The sequence below is a fragment of the Pseudomonas koreensis genome (assembly GCF_025447595.1).
Classification (GTDB): domain Bacteria; phylum Pseudomonadota; class Gammaproteobacteria; order Pseudomonadales; family Pseudomonadaceae; genus Aquipseudomonas; species Aquipseudomonas koreensis_H.
The window spans coordinates 14,083-31,251 of record NZ_JAOEJU010000020.1 but is presented as its reverse complement, the minus strand read 5'-3'; the positions used below and the strand labels follow the sequence as shown (position 1 = coordinate 31,251).

The following is a 17,169-nucleotide window of genomic DNA, read 5'->3' as shown; positions in this document are numbered from 1 at the left end:
CTCGCTCCCACATTGGATCTGCGTTGTGAACACTATCCCCTGTGGGAGCGAGCTTGCTCGCGAAGAGGCCGGCACAGGCACTGAAAATCTCAGGCCGGGGACATTTCCTGCGCCAGTCCGAGAAACGCTGCCGGCAACCGGGCGTTCTTGCGTTCCTTGAGGCAGTAGAGGTATTCGGGAATCTGCGGCGCATTTTCCAGGGTCAGCACCCGCAACTGCGGATCGTGCGGCACTTCCTGGCGGGCGATGATGCTGATGCCGATATTGCGCAGCACCGCCTCGCGGATCGACTCACGACTGCCGATTTCCAGCAACGGGCCGAAATTGACGCCCGCGCTGGCCAGCAATTCTTCGGTGAGCCGCCGGGTGGTCGAACCGGATTCACGCATCAGCAAGGTATGCCCGGTCAGCGCACTCAGCGTCACATGGTCGTGCGCCGCCAGCGGATGATTGCGATGCACCGCCAGCACCAGCGGATCGCTGCCGAGCACCCGGCGGATCAGCCGTGCATCGTCGAGCAATTGCGACGACGCCGCGACATCCACCCGGTAATCCTCCAGCGCTTCGAGCACTTGCTGCGAGTTGCCGATTTCCACCGACACTTCCACCTGCGGCAGGCGCTCGCGAAAGGTCTTCACCAGATCGAGGATGTAATACGGCGCCGTGGCGGCGATGCGCAGCGTGCCCTGCACCTGGCCGCTGTTGCGCAGGAAGAACTCGATATCGGCCTCCTGCTGCAACAGCGCCTTGACCATCGGCAACAACCGCGCGCCTTCGTCGCTGACACTCAGGCGCCGGCCGCCACGGTAGAACAGCTCCACCGAATACTGGCTTTCCAGATTGCGGATCTGGGTGGTCACGGTCGGTTGGCTGAGGCCGAGCTTTTTCGCCGCCAGCGTGATGCTGCCCAAGCGGGCCACCATGTAAAACGCTTTCAGCTCGGCACTCAGCACAACCGTCCCTCTTCCTCTATTTGCGCAACAGGCGCAAACCGTTGAACACCACCAGCAGGCTCACGCCCATGTCGGCAAACACCGCCATCCACATGGTGGCGAGCCCGGCGAAGGTTACCCCAAGAAAGATCGCTTTGATCACCAGCGCCAGTGCGATGTTCTGTTTGAGGATAGCGGCGGTATGGCGCGACAGGCTGATGAAGGCCGGAATCTTGCGTAGATCGTCGTCCATCAGGGCGACATCGGCGGTTTCAATCGCCGTATCGGTACCGGCTGCGGCCATGGCGAAACCGATCTCCGCCCGAGCCAGTGCCGGCGCGTCGTTGATGCCGTCACCGACCATGCCGACCCGGCGGCCCTGCGCGTACAGGTCTTCGATGGCTTGCAGTTTGTCGGTCGGCAGCAAGTCGCCCTTGGCCTGATCGATCCCGACCTGCGCCGCAATCGCCTGCGCGGTGTGGACGTTGTCGCCGGTGAGCATCAGGGTTTTCACGCCCAGTTCGTGCAGTTGGCGGATCGCTTCGCGGCTGGTTTCCTTGACCGTGTCGGCCACGGCGAACAGAGCCAGCGGGCCGGAACGGTCGAGGAGCAGCACCACGGATTTGCCCTGTTTCTCCAGCGCGAACAGTTTTTCTTCCAGTTGCGGCGAGCACAGGCCCAGTTCTTCAACCAGTCGGTGGTTGCCCAAGTGGTAGACCTGACCGTTGACCTCGCCTTTTACCCCACGGCCGGCCAACGCTTCGAAGTTATCCACAACCAGAGCCGCGAAACCTTTATCCACAGCCGCATTGGCGATGGCCAGCGACACCGGGTGATCGGAACGTCCGGCCAGCGCGGCGGCAATGGCCGGGGCGGTGGCGTCGGCGGTCGGGTCGAGGGACAGGTAATCAGTCTGCACCGGTTTGCCGTGGGTGATGGTGCCGGTCTTGTCGAGGGCCAGATAATCGAGCTTGAAACCGCCCTCCAGGTACACACCGCCCTTGACCAGAATGCCTTTGCGCGCCGCTGCCGCAAGGCCGCTGACGATGGTCACCGGGGTGGAAATCACCAAAGCGCACGGGCACGCGACCACCAGCAGCACCAGCGCGCGATAGATCCAGTCGAACCACGCGGCGCCCATGAACAGCGGCGGGATGATCGCCACGGCCAGCGCCAGAACGAAGACCACCGGGGTGTAGATCTTCGAGAACTGATCGACGAAGCGCTGGGTCGGCGCACGTGCGCCTTGCGCCTGTTCCACGGCGTGAATGATCCGCGCCAGGGTGGAATTGTTCGCCGCAGCGGTCACCGCGTATTCCAGCGAACCGGCCTGGTTGATGGTGCCCGCAAAGACCTTGTCGCCAACGGTTTTTTCCACCGGCAGGCTTTCGCCAGTGATCGGCGCCTGATCGATGGTCGAACTGCCGCTGACGACTTCTCCGTCCAGCGCGATGCGCTCGCCGGGTTTCACTCGCACCCGGGCGCCGAGATCGATGCTTTTGACGTCCAGTTCGACCCAGTTGCCGTCCGCCTGCAACACAGTCGCCTGCTCCGGCGTCATCTGCATCAGGCCGCTGATGGCGTTGCGCGCGCGGTCCAGCGAGCGTGCTTCGATCAACTCGGCCACGGTGAACAGGAACATCACCATCGCCGCTTCCGGCCATTGGCCGATCAACACGGCGCCGGTCACGGCGATGCTCATCAGGGCGTTGATGTTGAGGTTGCGGTTCTTCAGGGCGATCCAGCCCTTCTTGTAGGTGGTGAGGCCGCCGCTGAGGATCGAGATCAGCGCGATGATCGCCACCACCCAGGTCGGGGCGGCGCTGGTGAAGTGGATCACTTCAGCGGCCAGCGCACCGACGCCGGACAGCGCCAGCGGCCACCAGTGTTTTTTCACCGGGGCTACGACCGGCGCTTCAACGCCCGCCTCCAGCGGCTCGGCCTGCATGCCGAGGGATTTGATCGCGTCGATGATCGGCGCGGTGTCCGACAGATTGTGGGTCACGCCGAGCACGCGGTTGATCAGGTTGAATTCCAGCTGCTGGATCCCGGCCAGTTTACCGAGCTTGTTCTGGATCAGCGTCTGTTCGGTCGGGCAGTCCATCGCCTCGATGCGGAAGCTGCTCAGCCGGGCGTCGGCGCTTTTTGCCTCGCTCAGTTGCACCAGTGAAGGCGCGGCGGCTTTCGACGAGCAGCAGGCGTCGTCACTCGAATGAGCTGGCGCAGGCGTAACGGTTTTCGACCCGCAGCAGGAATCGCCGGCGTGGGCATGTTTATGCACAGGCTGCAGCTTGTGACTGTGATCGTGCCCGTCGCCGGGCTTGTGGGTGTGCAGGGAATCGCTCATTGGTCGCGTCCATGAAGGTGCCTGTTGCCAAGTAAAGACCCTGTAGCCACTATAGGGTCAAGCACCCTTTTGGAGATTGCCGTCATGAAGATCGGAGAACTGGCCAAACAGACCGATTGCGCCGTGGAAACCATCCGCTACTACGAGCGTGAAAACCTGCTGCCGGAACCGGCCCGCAGCGACGGCAACTACCGCGTCTACACCCAGGCCCACGCCGAGCGCCTGACCTTCATCCGCAACTGCCGCACCCTCGACATGACCCTCGAAGAAATCCGCAGCCTGCTCGCCTTGCGCGACAGCCCGCAGGATCAGTGCGAGAGCGTGAATGCGCTGATCGACGAGCACATCCAGCACGTCAAGACGCGGATCGACGGGTTACTGGCCTTGCAGACGCAACTGCTCGACCTGCGCCAGCGCTGTGGCGAAGGGCCGGAGGCGGATCAATGCGGGATTTTGCAGCGGCTGGAGGTGAGTGGCGGGGTTGTGGCGGCGGAGGTCGAGCATTCGCATGTGGGCCGTAGTCACGGCCACTGAGCACACCACATAACACTGTGGGAGCGAGCTTGCTCGCGAAGGCGGAGTGTCAGTTGGTAAAAATATCGACTGACCCGACGCTTTCGCGAGCAAGCTCGCTCCCACAATTTTTTACATTGCCTGTCAGACCGCCATCGGCGCAGTCATCGGCGCATGGTGCTCGTAGCCTTCCAGCGAGAAGTCGCTCGGCTCTACCAGTTCCAGCCACTCCGGCTGATACACACCGGTCTTGGCAAACTCCGGCACGCGGTCCGAAATCTTCAGCTTCGGCATGGCGAACGGCTCGCGCTTGAGCTGTTCGTTGAGCATGTCCAGGTGGTTTTCGTAGACATGGGCGTCACCGATGAAATAGGTGAACCAGCGCGGCGTGTAGCCGGTCAGGCGACCGATCAGGCTCAGCAGCGCGGCGCCTTCGGTGAGGTTGAACGGCGTGCCCAGCCCCAGGTCGTTGGAGCGGATGTAGAGGGTCAGAGAAATCTCTTTGGTCTCGACATTCGGGTGGAACTGGTACAGCAGATGGCACGGCGGCAAGGCCATTTCATCGAGCTGGGCGCAGTTCCAGCCGTGGAACAGGATGCGGCGGCTGCCCGGGTCCTTGATGATCGTGTCGACGCACTGGCGCACCTGATCGATGGCTTTGTACAGCACCACGTAGGCCTGGCCGTCTTCTTCGCCCTGGGCAATCTGCTTGTAGCCTTTGCTCAAGGTCTGTTCGATGGCGGCGGTATTGCTCAGCGGGATCTGCTTGTATGCCGGCCATTTGCGCCATTGCACGCCGTAGATTTCGCCGAGGTCGTCTTCGCCCTGGCGGAACGGGTTGGCCAGCCACTGGGCGTTTTCGTTGGCGTTCTGATCCCAGACCTTGCAGCCCAGCGCACGAAATTCGGCGGCGTTGTTCACGCCCCGCAGAAAGCCGCACATCTCGCCGATCGCCGATTTGAAGGCCATCTTGCGGGTGGTGATCGCCGGGAAACCTTCCTGCAGATCGAAGCGCAGCATGGCGCCCGGAAAGCTGATGGTGTTCACGCCGGTACGGTTGGCCTGTTTGGTGCCGTTGTTGATGACGTGCGACACCAGATCGAGATATTGCTTCATGAGTTACCTGTGTCCTTGAGCCCCGGCAGACATCGCCGGGGTTCGAATATTTAAGCTGTCGGTGCAACCGGCGCCGCCGGGGCGCGGTGGTAGGCCAGCCAGATCAGGAACAGCCCGCCGATGATCATCGGTACGCAGAGTACCTGACCCATGGTCAGCCAGTTCCAGGCCAGATAGCCCAGTTGCGCGTCCGGCACGCGGACGAATTCGACGATGAAACGGAAGATGCCATAGAACAGCGCGAACATGCCCGAGACCGCCATGGTTGGCCGCGGCTTGCGCGAGAACAGCCAGAGGATCAGGAACAGCGCTACGCCTTCGAGCGCGAACTGGTACAGCTGGGACGGGTGACGCGGCAGTTGCGCCGGGTCGCTAAACGGCGGGAACACCATGGCCCACGGCACGTCGGTGGCCTTGCCCCACAGCTCGGCGTTGATGAAGTTGCCGATACGCCCGGCACCCAGGCCGATCGGCACCATCGGCGCGACGAAGTCCATCAGCTGGAAGAACGACTTGCCGTTACGCTTGCCGAACCACAGCGCGGCCAGCATCACGCCGATGAAACCACCGTGGAACGACATGCCGCCCTTCCACACTTCGAAAATCAGCGTCGGGTTGGCGATGTAGGCGCTCAGGTCGTAGAACAGCACATAGCCCAGACGCCCGCCGACAATCACCCCCATCGACAGCCAGAACACCAGGTCGGACAGCTTTTCCTTGGTCCAGGTCGGGTCGAAACGGTTGAGCCGGCGCGATGCCAGCAGCCACGCGCCGCCGATGCCGACCAGGTACATCAGGCCGTACCAGTGGATTTTCAGCGGACCGATGGCCAGGGCCACCGGATCGATCTGCGGGTAAGGCAGCATTGCGACTCCTCGTTAGCATTCAAATCTTCAAAAATTCCCGGGCGACGCTGTCACCTCAGGATTAAGCCAGGATTGCGACCTGCCAAAACAGACGGCTCAGAACAGAAAGCTCAGGCCCACGCAAAACAGCAAAGCCGCGAACAGCCGTTTCAGCAACTTCGGCGACAACCTGTGCGCCAGCCGCGCGCCGAGACGGGCGAACACCATGCTGGTCAGGGCAATGCCGAGCAGCGCCGGCAAATACACAAAACCGAGACTATGGGCCGGCAGCAAGGGATCATGCCAGCCCAGAATCATGAAACTTATTGCACTGGCCACCGCAATCGGCAGACCACAGGCCGACGAAGTCGCCACCGCCTGCTGCATCGGCACGCTGCGCCAGGTCAGGAACGGCACGGTCAGCGAGCCGCCACCAATCCCGAAGATCGCCGATGCCCAGCCGATCACACTGCCGGCCACGGTCAGACCGAGTTTGCCCGGCACCGTTCGGCTGGCCTTGGGTTTGACGTCCAGCGCCAGCTGCGCCGCGATCACCAGGGCGAACACACCGATGATCTTTTGCAGGTTGGGCCCGGAGATCGCTTCGGCAGTCAGCGCCCCGAAACCGGCGCCGAGCAGGATGCCAACGGTCATCCACTTGAAGATCGACCAGCGCACGGCACCGCGTCGATGGTGTTCACGCACGGCGTTGACCGAGGTGAAGATGATCGTCGCCAGCGAAGTGCCGACCGCCAGATGGGTCAGGATCGACGGATCGAAGCCCTGCAAGGTGAAACTGAACACCAGCACCGGGACGATGATGATCCCGCCGCCCACCCCGAACAGCCCGGCCAGTACGCCCGCACAGGCGCCCAGCGCCAGATAGAGCAGAAATTCCATGACTGCCTCCCAAGGCGCGTCCCCAAAACCGGAGCGGCATGGTAACGGATGGATACCCTTCGGCTCCACTGGCGATGGATGCACGGACGATGTCTGCGTAGAGTGGGCAAAAAACACACAAGGACCACCTTATGTGCCTGATTGTTTTCGCCTGGCGGCCGGGGCATGCCCAGCCGCTGATCGTCGCGGCCAACCGTGACGAGTTCTACGCCCGGCCCAGCCTCCCTCTGGCGCAGTGGCCCGAGTCGCCGCATGTTCATGCGGGACGGGATCTGGAGGCTGGGGGAACCTGGCTCGGTCTTGGCGCCAACGGCCGTTTTGCCGCGCTGACCAACATCCGTGATCCGCATCAGCCACCGGCACGACGCTCGCGGGGCGAACTGGTCGCAGGATTTCTGACCGCAAACCTGTCGATCGATGACTATTTGTCCGACGTTGTCGCCCGTTCGCCAGACTATGCCGGCTTCAACCTGCTGCTGGGCAGTGCCAACGAGCTGTGGCACTTCAATGCGCGGTCTTCGGAACCGGTGATGTTGCAGCCTGGCGTTTATGGCCTGTCCAACGCCGGGCTGGATACGCCGTGGCCGAAACTGCTCAAGGCGAAGGCGGCATTGAGTGCGGTGCTGGATGATCCGCAGCCTGAGCGGTTGCTGACCTTATTGAGCGATGCGCAAACGGCGCCGTTTGCTGACCTGCCAGATACCGGTGTGGGATTGGCGACCGAGTCATTGTTGTCGAGTGTGTTTATTGCCAGCCAGAGCTATGGGACTCGGGCGAGTACGGCGTTGATTGTGCAGGCGGACGGGACGCGACGGATGGTGGAGCGCAGTTTCGGGCCGTATGGAGGGCATCTGGGGGAAGTGGCGATTTCGATTTAGCGGCGCCTGAACTGACGCCATCGCGAGCAAGCTCGCTCCCACATTGGAATGCATTACCCTGTGGGAGCGAGCCTGCTCGCGATAGGCGCGACTCGGTCTAGAGCGGTTTGACCGCCGCCGGGTTGACCATTTTCGCCAACCCGAGGCTCTTCAGCGCCAGTTGCAGCGAGCTGTGGATCACCTGCGGGTTGTCGATGGTCATCAGTTCAGCCAGCAGATCCTTGGCCTTGCTCAGGTTGATCTGGCGCAGCATCCACTTGACCTTCGGCAGGTTGGTGGCGTTCATCGACAGGCTGTCGAATCCCATCGCCATCAACAACACCGCCGCTGCCGGGTCACCGGCCATCTCGCCGCAGATGCTCACCGGCTTGCCTTCGGCATGGGCATCGCGCACCACGGTTTGCAGGGCTTGCAGCACCGCCGGGTGCAGGTAGTCGTAGAGGTCGGCCACCCGTGGGTTGTTGCGATCCACCGCCAGCAGGTACTGGGTCAGGTCGTTGGAGCCGACCGACAGGAAGTCCACCTGCCGCGCCAATTCCCTTGTCTGGTAAACCGCCGCCGGAATCTCGATCATCACGCCCACCGGCGGCATCGGCACGTCGGTACCTTCGTCGCGCACTTCGCCCCAGGCCCGGTGGATCAGGTGCAGCGCCTCTTCGAGCTCGTGGATGCCGGAGATCATCGGCAGCAGGATCCGCAGGTTGTTCAGGCCTTCGCTGGCCTTGAGCATCGCGCGGGTCTGCACCAGGAAGATTTCCGGGTGGTCGAGGGTGACGCGGATCCCGCGCCAGCCGAGGAACGGGTTGTCTTCCTTGATCGGGAAATAGGACAACGCCTTGTCGCCACCGATGTCCAGTGTGCGCATGGTCACCGGTTGCGGGTGAAACGCCGCGAGCTGTTCGCGGTAGATCGCCAGTTGTTCCTTCTCGCTCGGGAAACGCTGGTTGATCATGAACGGTACTTCGGTGCGGTACAGACCAACGCCTTCGGCGCCGCGCTTCTGCGCCCGCGCCACATCGGCCAGCAGGCCGGTGTTGACCCACAGCGGCATGCGGTGGCCATCGAGGGTCACGCACGGCAGGTCGCGCAGGGAGTCGAGACCCAGCGCCAGTTGTTTCTCTTCTTCCACCACCTCGGCGAACTGCTTGATCAGCACTTCGCTCGGGTTGGTGTAGATTTCGCCCTTGAGCCCGTCGACGATCATCGGAATGCCATCGACCTTGGCGTATGGCAAGTCGACTACACCCATCACCGTCGGAATACCCATGGCCCGGGCCAGGATCGCGACGTGGGAGTTACCCGAACCGAGCACAGACACCAGACCGACCAGCGTGCCTTCCGGCACCTCGCCGAGCATCGCCGGCGTCAGTTCTTCGCTGACCAGAATGGTCTTTTCCGGGTAGACCAGGTTCTGCTGACGCTCTTCCTGCAGGTAGGCGAGCAGGCGTCGGCCCAGGTCCTTGACGTCCGACGCCCGCTCACGCAGGTATTCGTCGTCCATCAAGTCAAAACGATTGACGTGATCGGTCACGACCTGACGCAACGCGCCCTGGGCCCACTGGCCGGTCTTGATCACGTTGGTGATTTCGCTGCCCAGCGAGGCATCGTCGAGCATCATCAGGTAGACGTCGAACAGCGCGCGCTCTTCCGGACGCAACTGGGTCGCCAGTTTGGCCGACAACGCACGCATGTCGGCGCGCACGCCTTCGATGGCGGTCTTGAACAGCGCCAGTTCCGCGTCGATGTCGGTGATGGTCTTGTCCGGCACCACGTCCAGATCAGCTGGCGGCAACATGACCACCGCGGTACCGACCGCCGCGCCCGGCGAACCCGGCACGCCGACGAACTTGGCTTCCTGGATGCCCTTGCCCTGACGGCCCAGGCCACGGATCGAGCCGGTGGCCTCGGCGTGGGCGATTACGCCCGCAAGCTGCGCACTCATGGTCACGAGGAAGGCTTCTTCACCTTCATCGAACTGGCGGCGTTCTTTCTGCTGGATGACCAACACGCCGACGACGCGGCGGTGGTGAATGATCGGCGCCCCGAGGAACGAGGCGTAGCGCTCCTCGCCGGTCTCGGCGAAGTAGCGGTAGCGCGGGTGATCCGCGGCGTTTTCGAGGTTCAGGGGTTCTTCACGCGTGCCGACCAGGCCGACCAGACCTTCGTTGGGTGCCATGCTGACCTTGCCGATCGAGCGCTTGTTCAAGCCCTCGGTGGCCATCAGCACGAAGCGGTTGGTCTCTGGATCAAGCAGGTAGACCGAGCAGACCTGGCTGCCCATGGCCTCTTTGACGCGCAACACAATAATCCCCAACGCCGCCTTGAGATCCTTGGCGGAGTTAACTTCCTGGACGATCTTGCGCAGCGTATTGAGCATGGCTCGGGGTCGAACTCCGTCGTCAGTCGCGCGCTAAAAGGCGCGGGGCAAGCTCTTTGAGAGCGCGGCGATACACTTCGCGCTTGAATGTCACCACCTGGCCCAACGGATACCAATAGCTGACCCAGCGCCAGCCATCGAACTCCGGTTTACCGGTCAGATCCATCCGCACCCGCTGCTCGTTGGAGATCAGGCGCAGGAGAAACCATTTCTGTTTCTGGCCGATGCACAGCGGTTGGCTGTGGGTTCGCACCAGACGTTGCGGCAAACGATAGCGCAACCAGCCCCGGGTGCAGGCCAGTATTTCAACATCTTCGCGTTCCAGGCCAACTTCTTCGTTCAGCTCGCGGTACAAGGCGTCTTCCGGCGTCTCCTCGGGATTGATTCCCCCCTGCGGAAACTGCCAGGCATCTTGATTGATACGGCGAGCCCATAGCACCTGGCCGGCGTCATTCGTCAGAATGATCCCGACATTAGGGCGGAAACCATCGGGGTCGATCACGGCAACAACCTCGCAAACGCATGTCGCCGCATTGTTCCACAAAGGTTGTGAAGGCGGCAACGAAGGTTCCGAGCTTATGTGCACTCTTGTGAAAAGACCGTATTCTTGTGGCCTTTTTACTGACTTTTCAGCGGGTAACTGCAATGCGCCTGGCTTTATTCGATTTGGACAACACCCTTCTGGGCGGCGACAGCGATCACGCCTGGGGCGATTATCTGTGCGAACGCGGGTTCCTCGACCCGATCGCCTACAAGGCGCGCAACGACGAGTTCTACCAGGATTACCTGGCCGGCAAACTGGATAACGCCGCGTACCTGAACTTCTGCCTGGAGATCCTCGGCCGCACCGACATGGCAGTACTTGAGCAATGGCACAGCGATTTCATGCGCGACTGCATTGAGCCACTGATGCTGCCGAAGGCTCTCGATTTGCTGAAAAAGCACCGCGATGCCGGCGACAAACTGGTGATCATCACCGCCACCAACCGCTTCGTCACCGCGCCGATTGCGGTGCGCCTGGGCGTTGAAACCCTGATCGCCACCGAGTGCGAGATGCAGGACGGCCGCTACACCGGGCGCAGCACCGACGTGCCGTGCTTCCGCGAAGGCAAGGTGACGCGTCTGAACCGCTGGCTGGAAGAAACCGGGCATTCGCTGGAAGGCAGCTACTTCTACAGCGACTCGATGAATGACCTGCCGCTGCTGGAGCAAGTGGCGAATCCGGTGGCAGTCGACCCGGATCCGAACCTGCGGGCCGAAGCCGAGAAGTGTGGCTGGCCGGTGATCAGTCTGCGCGACTGACTACGCCTTCGCGGGCAAGCCCGCTCCCACAGGGGATTTGTGAACGACTCAAATCAAATGTGGGAGCGAGCTTGCTCGCGAATGGGGTCGACGCGGTCTCAAGCCTTATACAGGCTTGGCCCCCATCAGCGCCGCAATGGCGAGAAATCCAACGCCGCTGACAATCGCCAGCGCCAGATTGAATTTCCGGCTGCCGACCCCGCTTGTCCATAACCGATTAAGCCGAACAAGCAGCCAGACCGCACTGAATGTGGCCACGGCATATATCACGCTGGACCCCAGAATCCAGAACTGTCCCAGTGGCCAGCCAATAAGGTGCACCAGCCACCAGCCGGTGAAAGGCATGCTCAGCACACCGACCAGCATCAAACACCAGACGAACAACCATGGTCGCTGCATCATGCTGGCCGGTCCTTCGCTGCGATTACGCCAGGAAACAGCGGCGAGTCCCAGCCCGCTCGCCAGAATCACCACGGTCGCCGCGACGTGAAGGACTTTCAGGGTGGTCAGGGTTTCCATGTATTTCTCTTTCCTTGGGCCATACCCATCAGCGTAGCCGTTCAGCCAAGAAACAGCTGATAGGCCGGGTTATCGCTTTCGTCCCAGTACGGGTAGCCGATTTCCTCAAGGGCTGCGGGCACCAGATGACGTTCGTCGTGGGGCACTTGCAGGCCCGCGACCACGCGGCCGTCCGCCGCACCGTGGTTGCGGTAGTGGAACATCGAGATGTTCCAGCGACCGCCGAGCTTGTTGAGGAAGTTGAACAGCGCGCCCGGACGCTCCGGGAACTCGAAGCGCAGCACCACTTCATCGACCACGTGCGCCGCACGACCGCCGACCATGTGACGGATGTGCAACTTGGCCAGTTCGTTGTCGGTCAGGTCGAGCACCGGGAAACCCTGCTCGGTCAGGCTCGCCAGCAGCGCGCTGCGCGGGTCGTTGTCCGGATGGGTCTGCACGCCGACGAAAATGTGCGCTTCGCTGCCATTGTTGTAGCGGTAGTTGAATTCGGTGATCTGGCGCTTGCCGATGGCCTCGCAGAAAGCCTTGAAGCTGCCGGCCTTCTCCGGGATGGTCACGGCGATGATCGCTTCGCGGCCTTCACCCAGCTCGGCGCGCTCGGCGACGTGGCGCAAGCGGTCGAAGTTGACGTTGGCCCCGGAGTCGATGGCCACGAAGGTCTGGCCGCTGACGCCGCGCTGCTCGACGTACTTCTTGATCCCGGCCACGCCCAGCGCGCCGGCCGGTTCGGTGATCGAACGGGTGTCGTCGTAGATGTCCTTGATCGCCGCACAGATTTCGTCGGTGCTGACGGTGATCACTTCGTCGACGTAATCCTTGCAGATGTCGAAGGTGTGCTGGCCGATCTGCGCCACCGCCACGCCGTCAGCGAAGATGCCCACGGCCGGCAGCACCACGCGCTCGCCCGCGGCCATCGCCGCTTGCAGGCAGTTGGAGTCGTCGGGCTCGACGCCGATGACCTTGATGTCCGGACGCAGGTATTTCACGTACGCCGCAATACCGGCGATCAGACCGCCGCCGCCCACCGGAACGAAGATCGCGTCCAGTGGCTGCGGGTGCTGGCGCAGAATCTCCATCGCCACGGTGCCCTGCCCGGCAATGGTGTGCGGATCGTCGTACGGGTGGATGTAGACGTAGCCTTTTTCATCGACCAGTTTCAGCGAGTAGGCCAGGGCTTCCGGGAACGAATCGCCGTGCAGCACCACTTTGCCGCCACGGGAACGCACACCTTCGACCTTGATCTCCGGGGTGGTCTTGGGCATCACGATGGTCGCTTTCACGCCCAGCACTTTCGCCGCCAGGGCCAGGCCCTGCGCATGGTTGCCCGCCGACGCGGTGACCACGCCGCGAGCGCGTTCTTCGTCGCTTAACTGGGTCAGCTTGTTGTAGGCGCCGCGAATCTTGAACGAGAACACCGGCTGCAAGTCTTCGCGCTTGAGCCAGATGTCGTTGCCCAGCCGCTCGGAGAGCTGGCGGGCGTTCTGCAGCGGGGTTTCTACGGCAACGTCATAAACGCGCGAGGTGAGGATCTTCTTGACGTACTGTTCGAGCATCGGAAAGCATCACTGAGCGGGTTGGGCAGGGCCAACGAGTCTAACCCGCCTTTTGGGCGCACGACCACACGAATCCAGAGGTTTTAGCCCGGCTTGAGGCTATAATGCCGGCCTTTCCGTTCTTACCTTGCCCGCTTCCGGAGCCCGCATGACCCAGGATCAACTCAAACAGGCCGTGGCCCAGGCCGCCGTCGACTTCATCCTTCCGAAACTCGACGACAAGAGCATCGTCGGCGTCGGCACCGGCTCCACCGCCAACTGCTTCATTGACGCCCTGGCCCAGCACAAGGGCGCGTTCGATGGCGCGGTCGCGAGCTCCGAAGCCACCGCCGCGCGCCTCAAGGGCCACGGGATTCCGGTGTACGAGCTGAACACCGTGAGCAACCTGGAGTTCTACGTCGACGGCGCCGATGAAAGCGACGAACACCTGAACCTGATCAAGGGCGGCGGCGCAGCGCTGACCCGCGAGAAGATCGTCGCGGCCGTGGCCCAGACCTTCATCTGCATCGCCGACGCCAGCAAACTGGTGCCGGTGCTGGGCGCGTTCCCGCTGCCCGTGGAAGTGATCCCGATGGCCCGCAGCCACGTGGCCCGCCAACTGGTGAAACTGGGCGGCGACCCGGTCTACCGCGAAGGCGTGCTGACCGACAACGGCAACATCATCCTCGACGTGCACAACCTGCAGATCACCAACCCGGTGGAGCTGGAAGCGCAGATCAACGCGATCGTCGGCGTGGTCACCAACGGCCTGTTCGCGGCGCGCCCGGCGGATCTGCTGTTGCTGGGTACTTCCGAAGGTGTGAAGACCCTCAAAGCTGAATAAACCAGGCTGCCCACATATTTGTGGGCAGATGAAAAACCTGTGGGAGCTAGCTTGCTAGCGATAGCGGTGTGTCAGTCGAAATGTTTGGCGACTGACACACCCTCATCGCGAGCAAGCTCGCTCCCACAGTGTTTTGTGGTGTTGGTTAATTCTGCGCAGGCTTCCTGAAGACATAAAACAGATTCGGTTCGCTCACCAGATACAACGTCCCGTCATCATCCATTGCGATACCTTCCGCCTGCGGTACGGTTTTCTTCAGGCCCTGCCGGCCACCGCTCAACGACAGGGTGCTCAACGGGCGCCCGTCCACATCCAGTTCCAGAATCAGCCGCGACTCGTCAGACAACGCCAGCAAATGGCCGCTGCGCTCGTCGTATTGCAGGCTCGACAGATCGCGCACGAACATCCCGGCATCGCGCTTAGGGTTATTGATGACGTGTACCGCGTAGGACTTTTCCGGATTGAAGTGCGGGAAACCGTGCACTTCATAGATCAGCATCGGATCCCGCTCCTTGGCCACGAACAGGCGCTTGCCCACCGAGTCGTAAGCCAGGCCTTCAAAGCCCTTGTTGCCGCTCATGTGCACACCGAGGGTCATTTGCTCGGCGTCCGCTGCATCGAGGAACGTGGTGTCGTGCTCCAGATGGATCTTGATCAGCCGCTGCTGGCGCTCGTCGGTGATCACATAGGTGTCAGCGCTGATGAACTCCACCGCTTCCGGATCGCCGAAGCCGATCAAGGCGACACGGCGCAGAATCGTGCCGTCCAGCGACAGCTCGATCAGTTCGGCATTCTTGTTGGTGACCGTGAACAGACTCTTGCGCACCGGATCGTAGGTCAGCGCGGAGACGTCGTCGTTCAGCCCGTCGATGACTTTCGCCTCGATCTCTACCCGATATTGGTCCAGCCCGATGGCCTCGCTGCTCATCGGCTGCCAGAGCGTATGCAGGTTGAACCAGGCACGCTCGAACAGTCGCATGTATTGGCCGATCGCAATCAGCGCGATCAGGGCAATCACCGACAGGATGATGAATAGAGGCTTGGGACGGGCAAGTCGACGCATTCGGGCAGGCTCGGAATCAAAACAGGCGGATGAAATATCACGCCTGTCTGAACTGAAGCTTAATGGCCACTTGCCTTTGGCCACAACTGCACGATCCTGCAATTGCGGCCGGAGGAGTTACTTCTGCTTTTCGAAGCGGTAGAACAGATTCGGCTCGCTGACCATATACAGCGTGCCCGCCTCGTCCATGGTCACGCCTTCGGCGCGGGGAATGGTTTTCTTCAAGCCGTTGAAACCGCCGAGCAGGGTCATGAAGCTGACCTGCTCGCCCTTCTCGTCCAGTTCCAGCAACAGGTGCGAATCGGCGGACAGCACCAGGGTGTGACCGGTGCGCGGGTCAATCGACAGGGCCGAGAGGTTGCGCAGGTCCAGTTCGTCGCTGTCGAGTTTCTGCTTGTCGCCCTTGAGCGTCTGGCTGCCGTCGCTTTTCCAGGTGAACAGCGCAGGCGGACGCTCTTCGCCCAGCAGCAATTGCTGGTTGCGGGCGTCCCAGGTGATGGCTTCGAAGGCCTTGTTCTGGTCTTTCGACGGGCCGAGGTCGTATTTAGGGAAATCGTCGCGCTTCAGCTCGCGGGTGTCGGCATCGACCTTGACGATGGAGAGCATGTGCTCGCGCTCATCGACAATCGCCATCAAGCCGTTTTCCATCACCGTCAGGCCTTCGGGATTGCTCCAGCCCACCAGCGGCATCTTGCGCAGCACGTCACCCTGCAGAGTCAGCTCGACCAGAAACGGGTTCTTTCCCATCACCGAAAACAGGGTTTTGGTCTGCGGGTTATAGGACAGGTCCGAAGCTTCGTCCTTTTCCATGCCCGGCAGCAGCTTGGCGTCGATGACCACCCGGTAGTCCGGGAGCCAGACGCTTTCCTGTTTCTCGGCCGGGCTTTCGAAACGTTCCAGCACCCATAGCACGCCTCGGTCATCCCAGTGCATGGCGAATGCCAGACCGTAAACGGCAGCGGCCACCAGCAATAACCAGGAATACCAGCGCATGGCAAAGCGTGAACGGCGAGCAGGTTTGAGCTGAGTTTGAGATGACATCGAAGGACGCGTTCCGAAAATTCAGGCTATGGGTAATAGCACAAAGAGGCCGGCTCAGACGCCAGAATGAACGGAATTATCCGGACAAGATGTGAAAAAAACGGCAAATGGCCGGATTGCCTTATGTGTTTGCGAGCTGCCACACAAAAACAAATGTGGGAGCCAGCCTGCTCGCGAATACGTCAGGTCAGTCGACATCGTCGTTAACTGATCTACCGCATTCGCGAGCAAGCTCGCTCCCACAGTTTTACTCAGAGTTGCAGTCAGCGAACGCTGCTGGTGAAGCGACTGGCGCCCGGCAGTTCCAGCACGATCTCATCGCCAACGTTCAGCGGGCCGACGCCCACCGGCGTGCCGGTCAGGATCACGTCACCGGCCTGCAGCGAGAAGCAGCCGGCCATGTGCTGGATCATCGGCACGATCGGGTTGAGCATCGCGCTGCTGTTGCCGTCCTGGCGCACTTCGCCGTTGATGGTCAGGCGGATGCCGATGTCGGTCAGGTCGGCGAAGGTGCTGCCGACCACGAACGGCGCAATCACCGCCGCGCCGTCGAACGATTTGGCGATTTCCCACGGCAGGCCCTTGGACTTGAGCTCGGCCTGCTTGTCGCGCAGGGTCAGGTCCAGCGCCGGAGCGAAACCGGAGATCGCGTCCAGCACTTCTTCGCGGCTCGGCTTGGTCGACAGCGGTTTGCCGATCAACACCGCGATTTCCGCTTCGTAATGCACCGAGCCACGCTCGGTCGGAATGCTGAAGCCGCCTTCCAGCGGCACCACGCAACTGCCCGGCTTGATGAACAGCAACGGCTCGGTAGGCACCGGGTTGTCCAGTTCCTTGGCGTGTTCGGCGTAGTTACGGCCGATGCACACTACTTTCCCCAGCGGAAAATGAATCCGCGTACCGTCGACATACTGGTGCTGATAGCTCATTACCGACTCCTGCCTTCATTGATTCATC

Annotated in this window: 16 protein-coding genes; 4 read left to right on the top strand and 12 right to left on the bottom strand. The window is 61.8% G+C overall.

What is annotated here, in order from left to right; translation table 11 throughout:
• Window positions 1-89: 89 nt before the first annotated feature.
• Both N8H71_RS21465 and N8H71_RS21460 read right to left on the bottom strand, forming a co-directional pair.
• Window positions 90-953 (bottom strand): LysR family transcriptional regulator, encoded by an 864-nt coding sequence (locus N8H71_RS21465; protein WP_262195594.1) that lies wholly within the window; start codon window positions 951-953, stop codon window positions 90-92.
• Window positions 954-969: 16 nt separating this feature from the next.
• Complete coding sequence (locus tag N8H71_RS21460; protein WP_262195593.1) at window positions 970-3,279, bottom strand: heavy metal translocating P-type ATPase; 2,310 nt, start codon at window positions 3,277-3,279, stop codon at window positions 970-972.
• A gap of 84 nt (window positions 3,280-3,363) precedes the next feature.
• Between N8H71_RS21460 and cadR the strand changes: the two genes are divergently transcribed.
• The gene (gene cadR, locus N8H71_RS21455) at window positions 3,364-3,813 is read left to right on the top strand and encodes a Cd(II)/Pb(II)-responsive transcriptional regulator (protein ID WP_262195592.1); all 450 of its coding nucleotides are present in this window, start codon (window positions 3,364-3,366) and stop codon (window positions 3,811-3,813) included.
• A 123-nt stretch (window positions 3,814-3,936) separates the two neighbouring features.
• Here cadR and N8H71_RS21450 read toward each other — a convergent pair whose 3' ends face one another.
• The 3 genes from N8H71_RS21450 to N8H71_RS21440 form a co-directional block, all read right to left on the bottom strand.
• The gene (locus tag N8H71_RS21450; RefSeq protein WP_262195591.1) at window positions 3,937-4,908 is read right to left on the bottom strand and encodes a thymidylate synthase; all 972 of its coding nucleotides are present in this window, start codon (window positions 4,906-4,908) and stop codon (window positions 3,937-3,939) included.
• A 50-nt stretch (window positions 4,909-4,958) separates the two neighbouring features.
• Window positions 4,959-5,774 (bottom strand): prolipoprotein diacylglyceryl transferase, encoded by an 816-nt coding sequence (gene lgt, locus N8H71_RS21445; protein ID WP_007953463.1) that lies wholly within the window; start codon window positions 5,772-5,774, stop codon window positions 4,959-4,961.
• 96 nt (window positions 5,775-5,870) lie between these two features.
• Window positions 5,871-6,653, bottom strand: coding sequence for a sulfite exporter TauE/SafE family protein (locus tag N8H71_RS21440; protein WP_127800477.1), 783 nt, complete (start codon window positions 6,651-6,653; stop codon window positions 5,871-5,873).
• Window positions 6,654-6,784: 131 nt separating this feature from the next.
• Here N8H71_RS21440 and N8H71_RS21435 point away from each other — a divergent pair, with 131 nt between their 5' ends.
• Window positions 6,785-7,531: an NRDE family protein gene (locus N8H71_RS21435; protein WP_262195590.1), complete on the top strand. Its 747-nt coding sequence runs from the start codon at window positions 6,785-6,787 to the stop codon at window positions 7,529-7,531.
• A gap of 97 nt (window positions 7,532-7,628) precedes the next feature.
• On the opposite strand, the gene ptsP is transcribed toward N8H71_RS21435, so the two are convergent.
• Both ptsP and N8H71_RS21425 read right to left on the bottom strand, forming a co-directional pair.
• The gene (gene ptsP / locus N8H71_RS21430; RefSeq protein ID WP_262195589.1) at window positions 7,629-9,908 is read right to left on the bottom strand and encodes a phosphoenolpyruvate--protein phosphotransferase; all 2,280 of its coding nucleotides are present in this window, start codon (window positions 9,906-9,908) and stop codon (window positions 7,629-7,631) included.
• Window positions 9,909-9,930: 22 nt separating this feature from the next.
• Complete coding sequence (locus N8H71_RS21425; RefSeq protein ID WP_003229203.1) at window positions 9,931-10,410, bottom strand: RNA pyrophosphohydrolase; 480 nt, start codon at window positions 10,408-10,410, stop codon at window positions 9,931-9,933.
• A 143-nt stretch (window positions 10,411-10,553) separates the two neighbouring features.
• On the opposite strand from N8H71_RS21425, the gene N8H71_RS21420 reads away from it, so the two are divergent.
• A complete protein-coding gene (locus N8H71_RS21420) occupies window positions 10,554-11,210 on the top strand; it encodes an HAD family hydrolase (RefSeq protein ID WP_262195588.1) in 657 nt (218 codons plus the stop codon).
• 105 nt (window positions 11,211-11,315) lie between these two features.
• Here N8H71_RS21420 and N8H71_RS21415 read toward each other — a convergent pair whose 3' ends face one another.
• Together N8H71_RS21415 and ilvA are read right to left on the bottom strand one after the other, a co-directional pair.
• Window positions 11,316-11,729, bottom strand: coding sequence for a DUF2269 domain-containing protein (locus N8H71_RS21415; RefSeq protein ID WP_262195587.1), 414 nt, complete (start codon window positions 11,727-11,729; stop codon window positions 11,316-11,318).
• A 41-nt stretch (window positions 11,730-11,770) separates the two neighbouring features.
• On the bottom strand, window positions 11,771-13,285 hold the full coding sequence (ilvA, locus tag N8H71_RS21410) for a threonine ammonia-lyase, biosynthetic (RefSeq protein WP_085605949.1): 1,515 nt from the start codon (window positions 13,283-13,285) through the stop codon (window positions 11,771-11,773).
• A 148-nt stretch (window positions 13,286-13,433) separates the two neighbouring features.
• Between ilvA and rpiA the strand changes: the two genes are divergently transcribed.
• The gene (gene rpiA, locus N8H71_RS21405; RefSeq protein WP_007953476.1) at window positions 13,434-14,108 is read left to right on the top strand and encodes a ribose-5-phosphate isomerase RpiA; all 675 of its coding nucleotides are present in this window, start codon (window positions 13,434-13,436) and stop codon (window positions 14,106-14,108) included.
• 145 nt (window positions 14,109-14,253) lie between these two features.
• Here the strand turns inward: rpiA and N8H71_RS21400 are convergent, their stop codons facing one another.
• The 3 genes from N8H71_RS21400 to N8H71_RS21390 all read right to left on the bottom strand — a co-directional run bounded on the left by N8H71_RS21400 (window position 14,254) and on the right by N8H71_RS21390 (window position 17,141).
• Complete coding sequence (locus N8H71_RS21400) at window positions 14,254-15,171, bottom strand: SdiA-regulated domain-containing protein (protein WP_262195586.1); 918 nt, start codon at window positions 15,169-15,171, stop codon at window positions 14,254-14,256.
• 117 nt (window positions 15,172-15,288) lie between these two features.
• Complete coding sequence (locus tag N8H71_RS21395; protein ID WP_262195585.1) at window positions 15,289-16,212, bottom strand: SdiA-regulated domain-containing protein; 924 nt, start codon at window positions 16,210-16,212, stop codon at window positions 15,289-15,291.
• A gap of 263 nt (window positions 16,213-16,475) precedes the next feature.
• Window positions 16,476-17,141 carry a fumarylacetoacetate hydrolase family protein gene (locus N8H71_RS21390; protein ID WP_007953483.1) on the bottom strand — a complete coding sequence of 222 codons (666 nt, stop codon included), beginning with the start codon at window positions 17,139-17,141 and terminating at the stop codon, window positions 16,476-16,478.
• Window positions 17,142-17,169 lie beyond the last annotated feature (28 nt).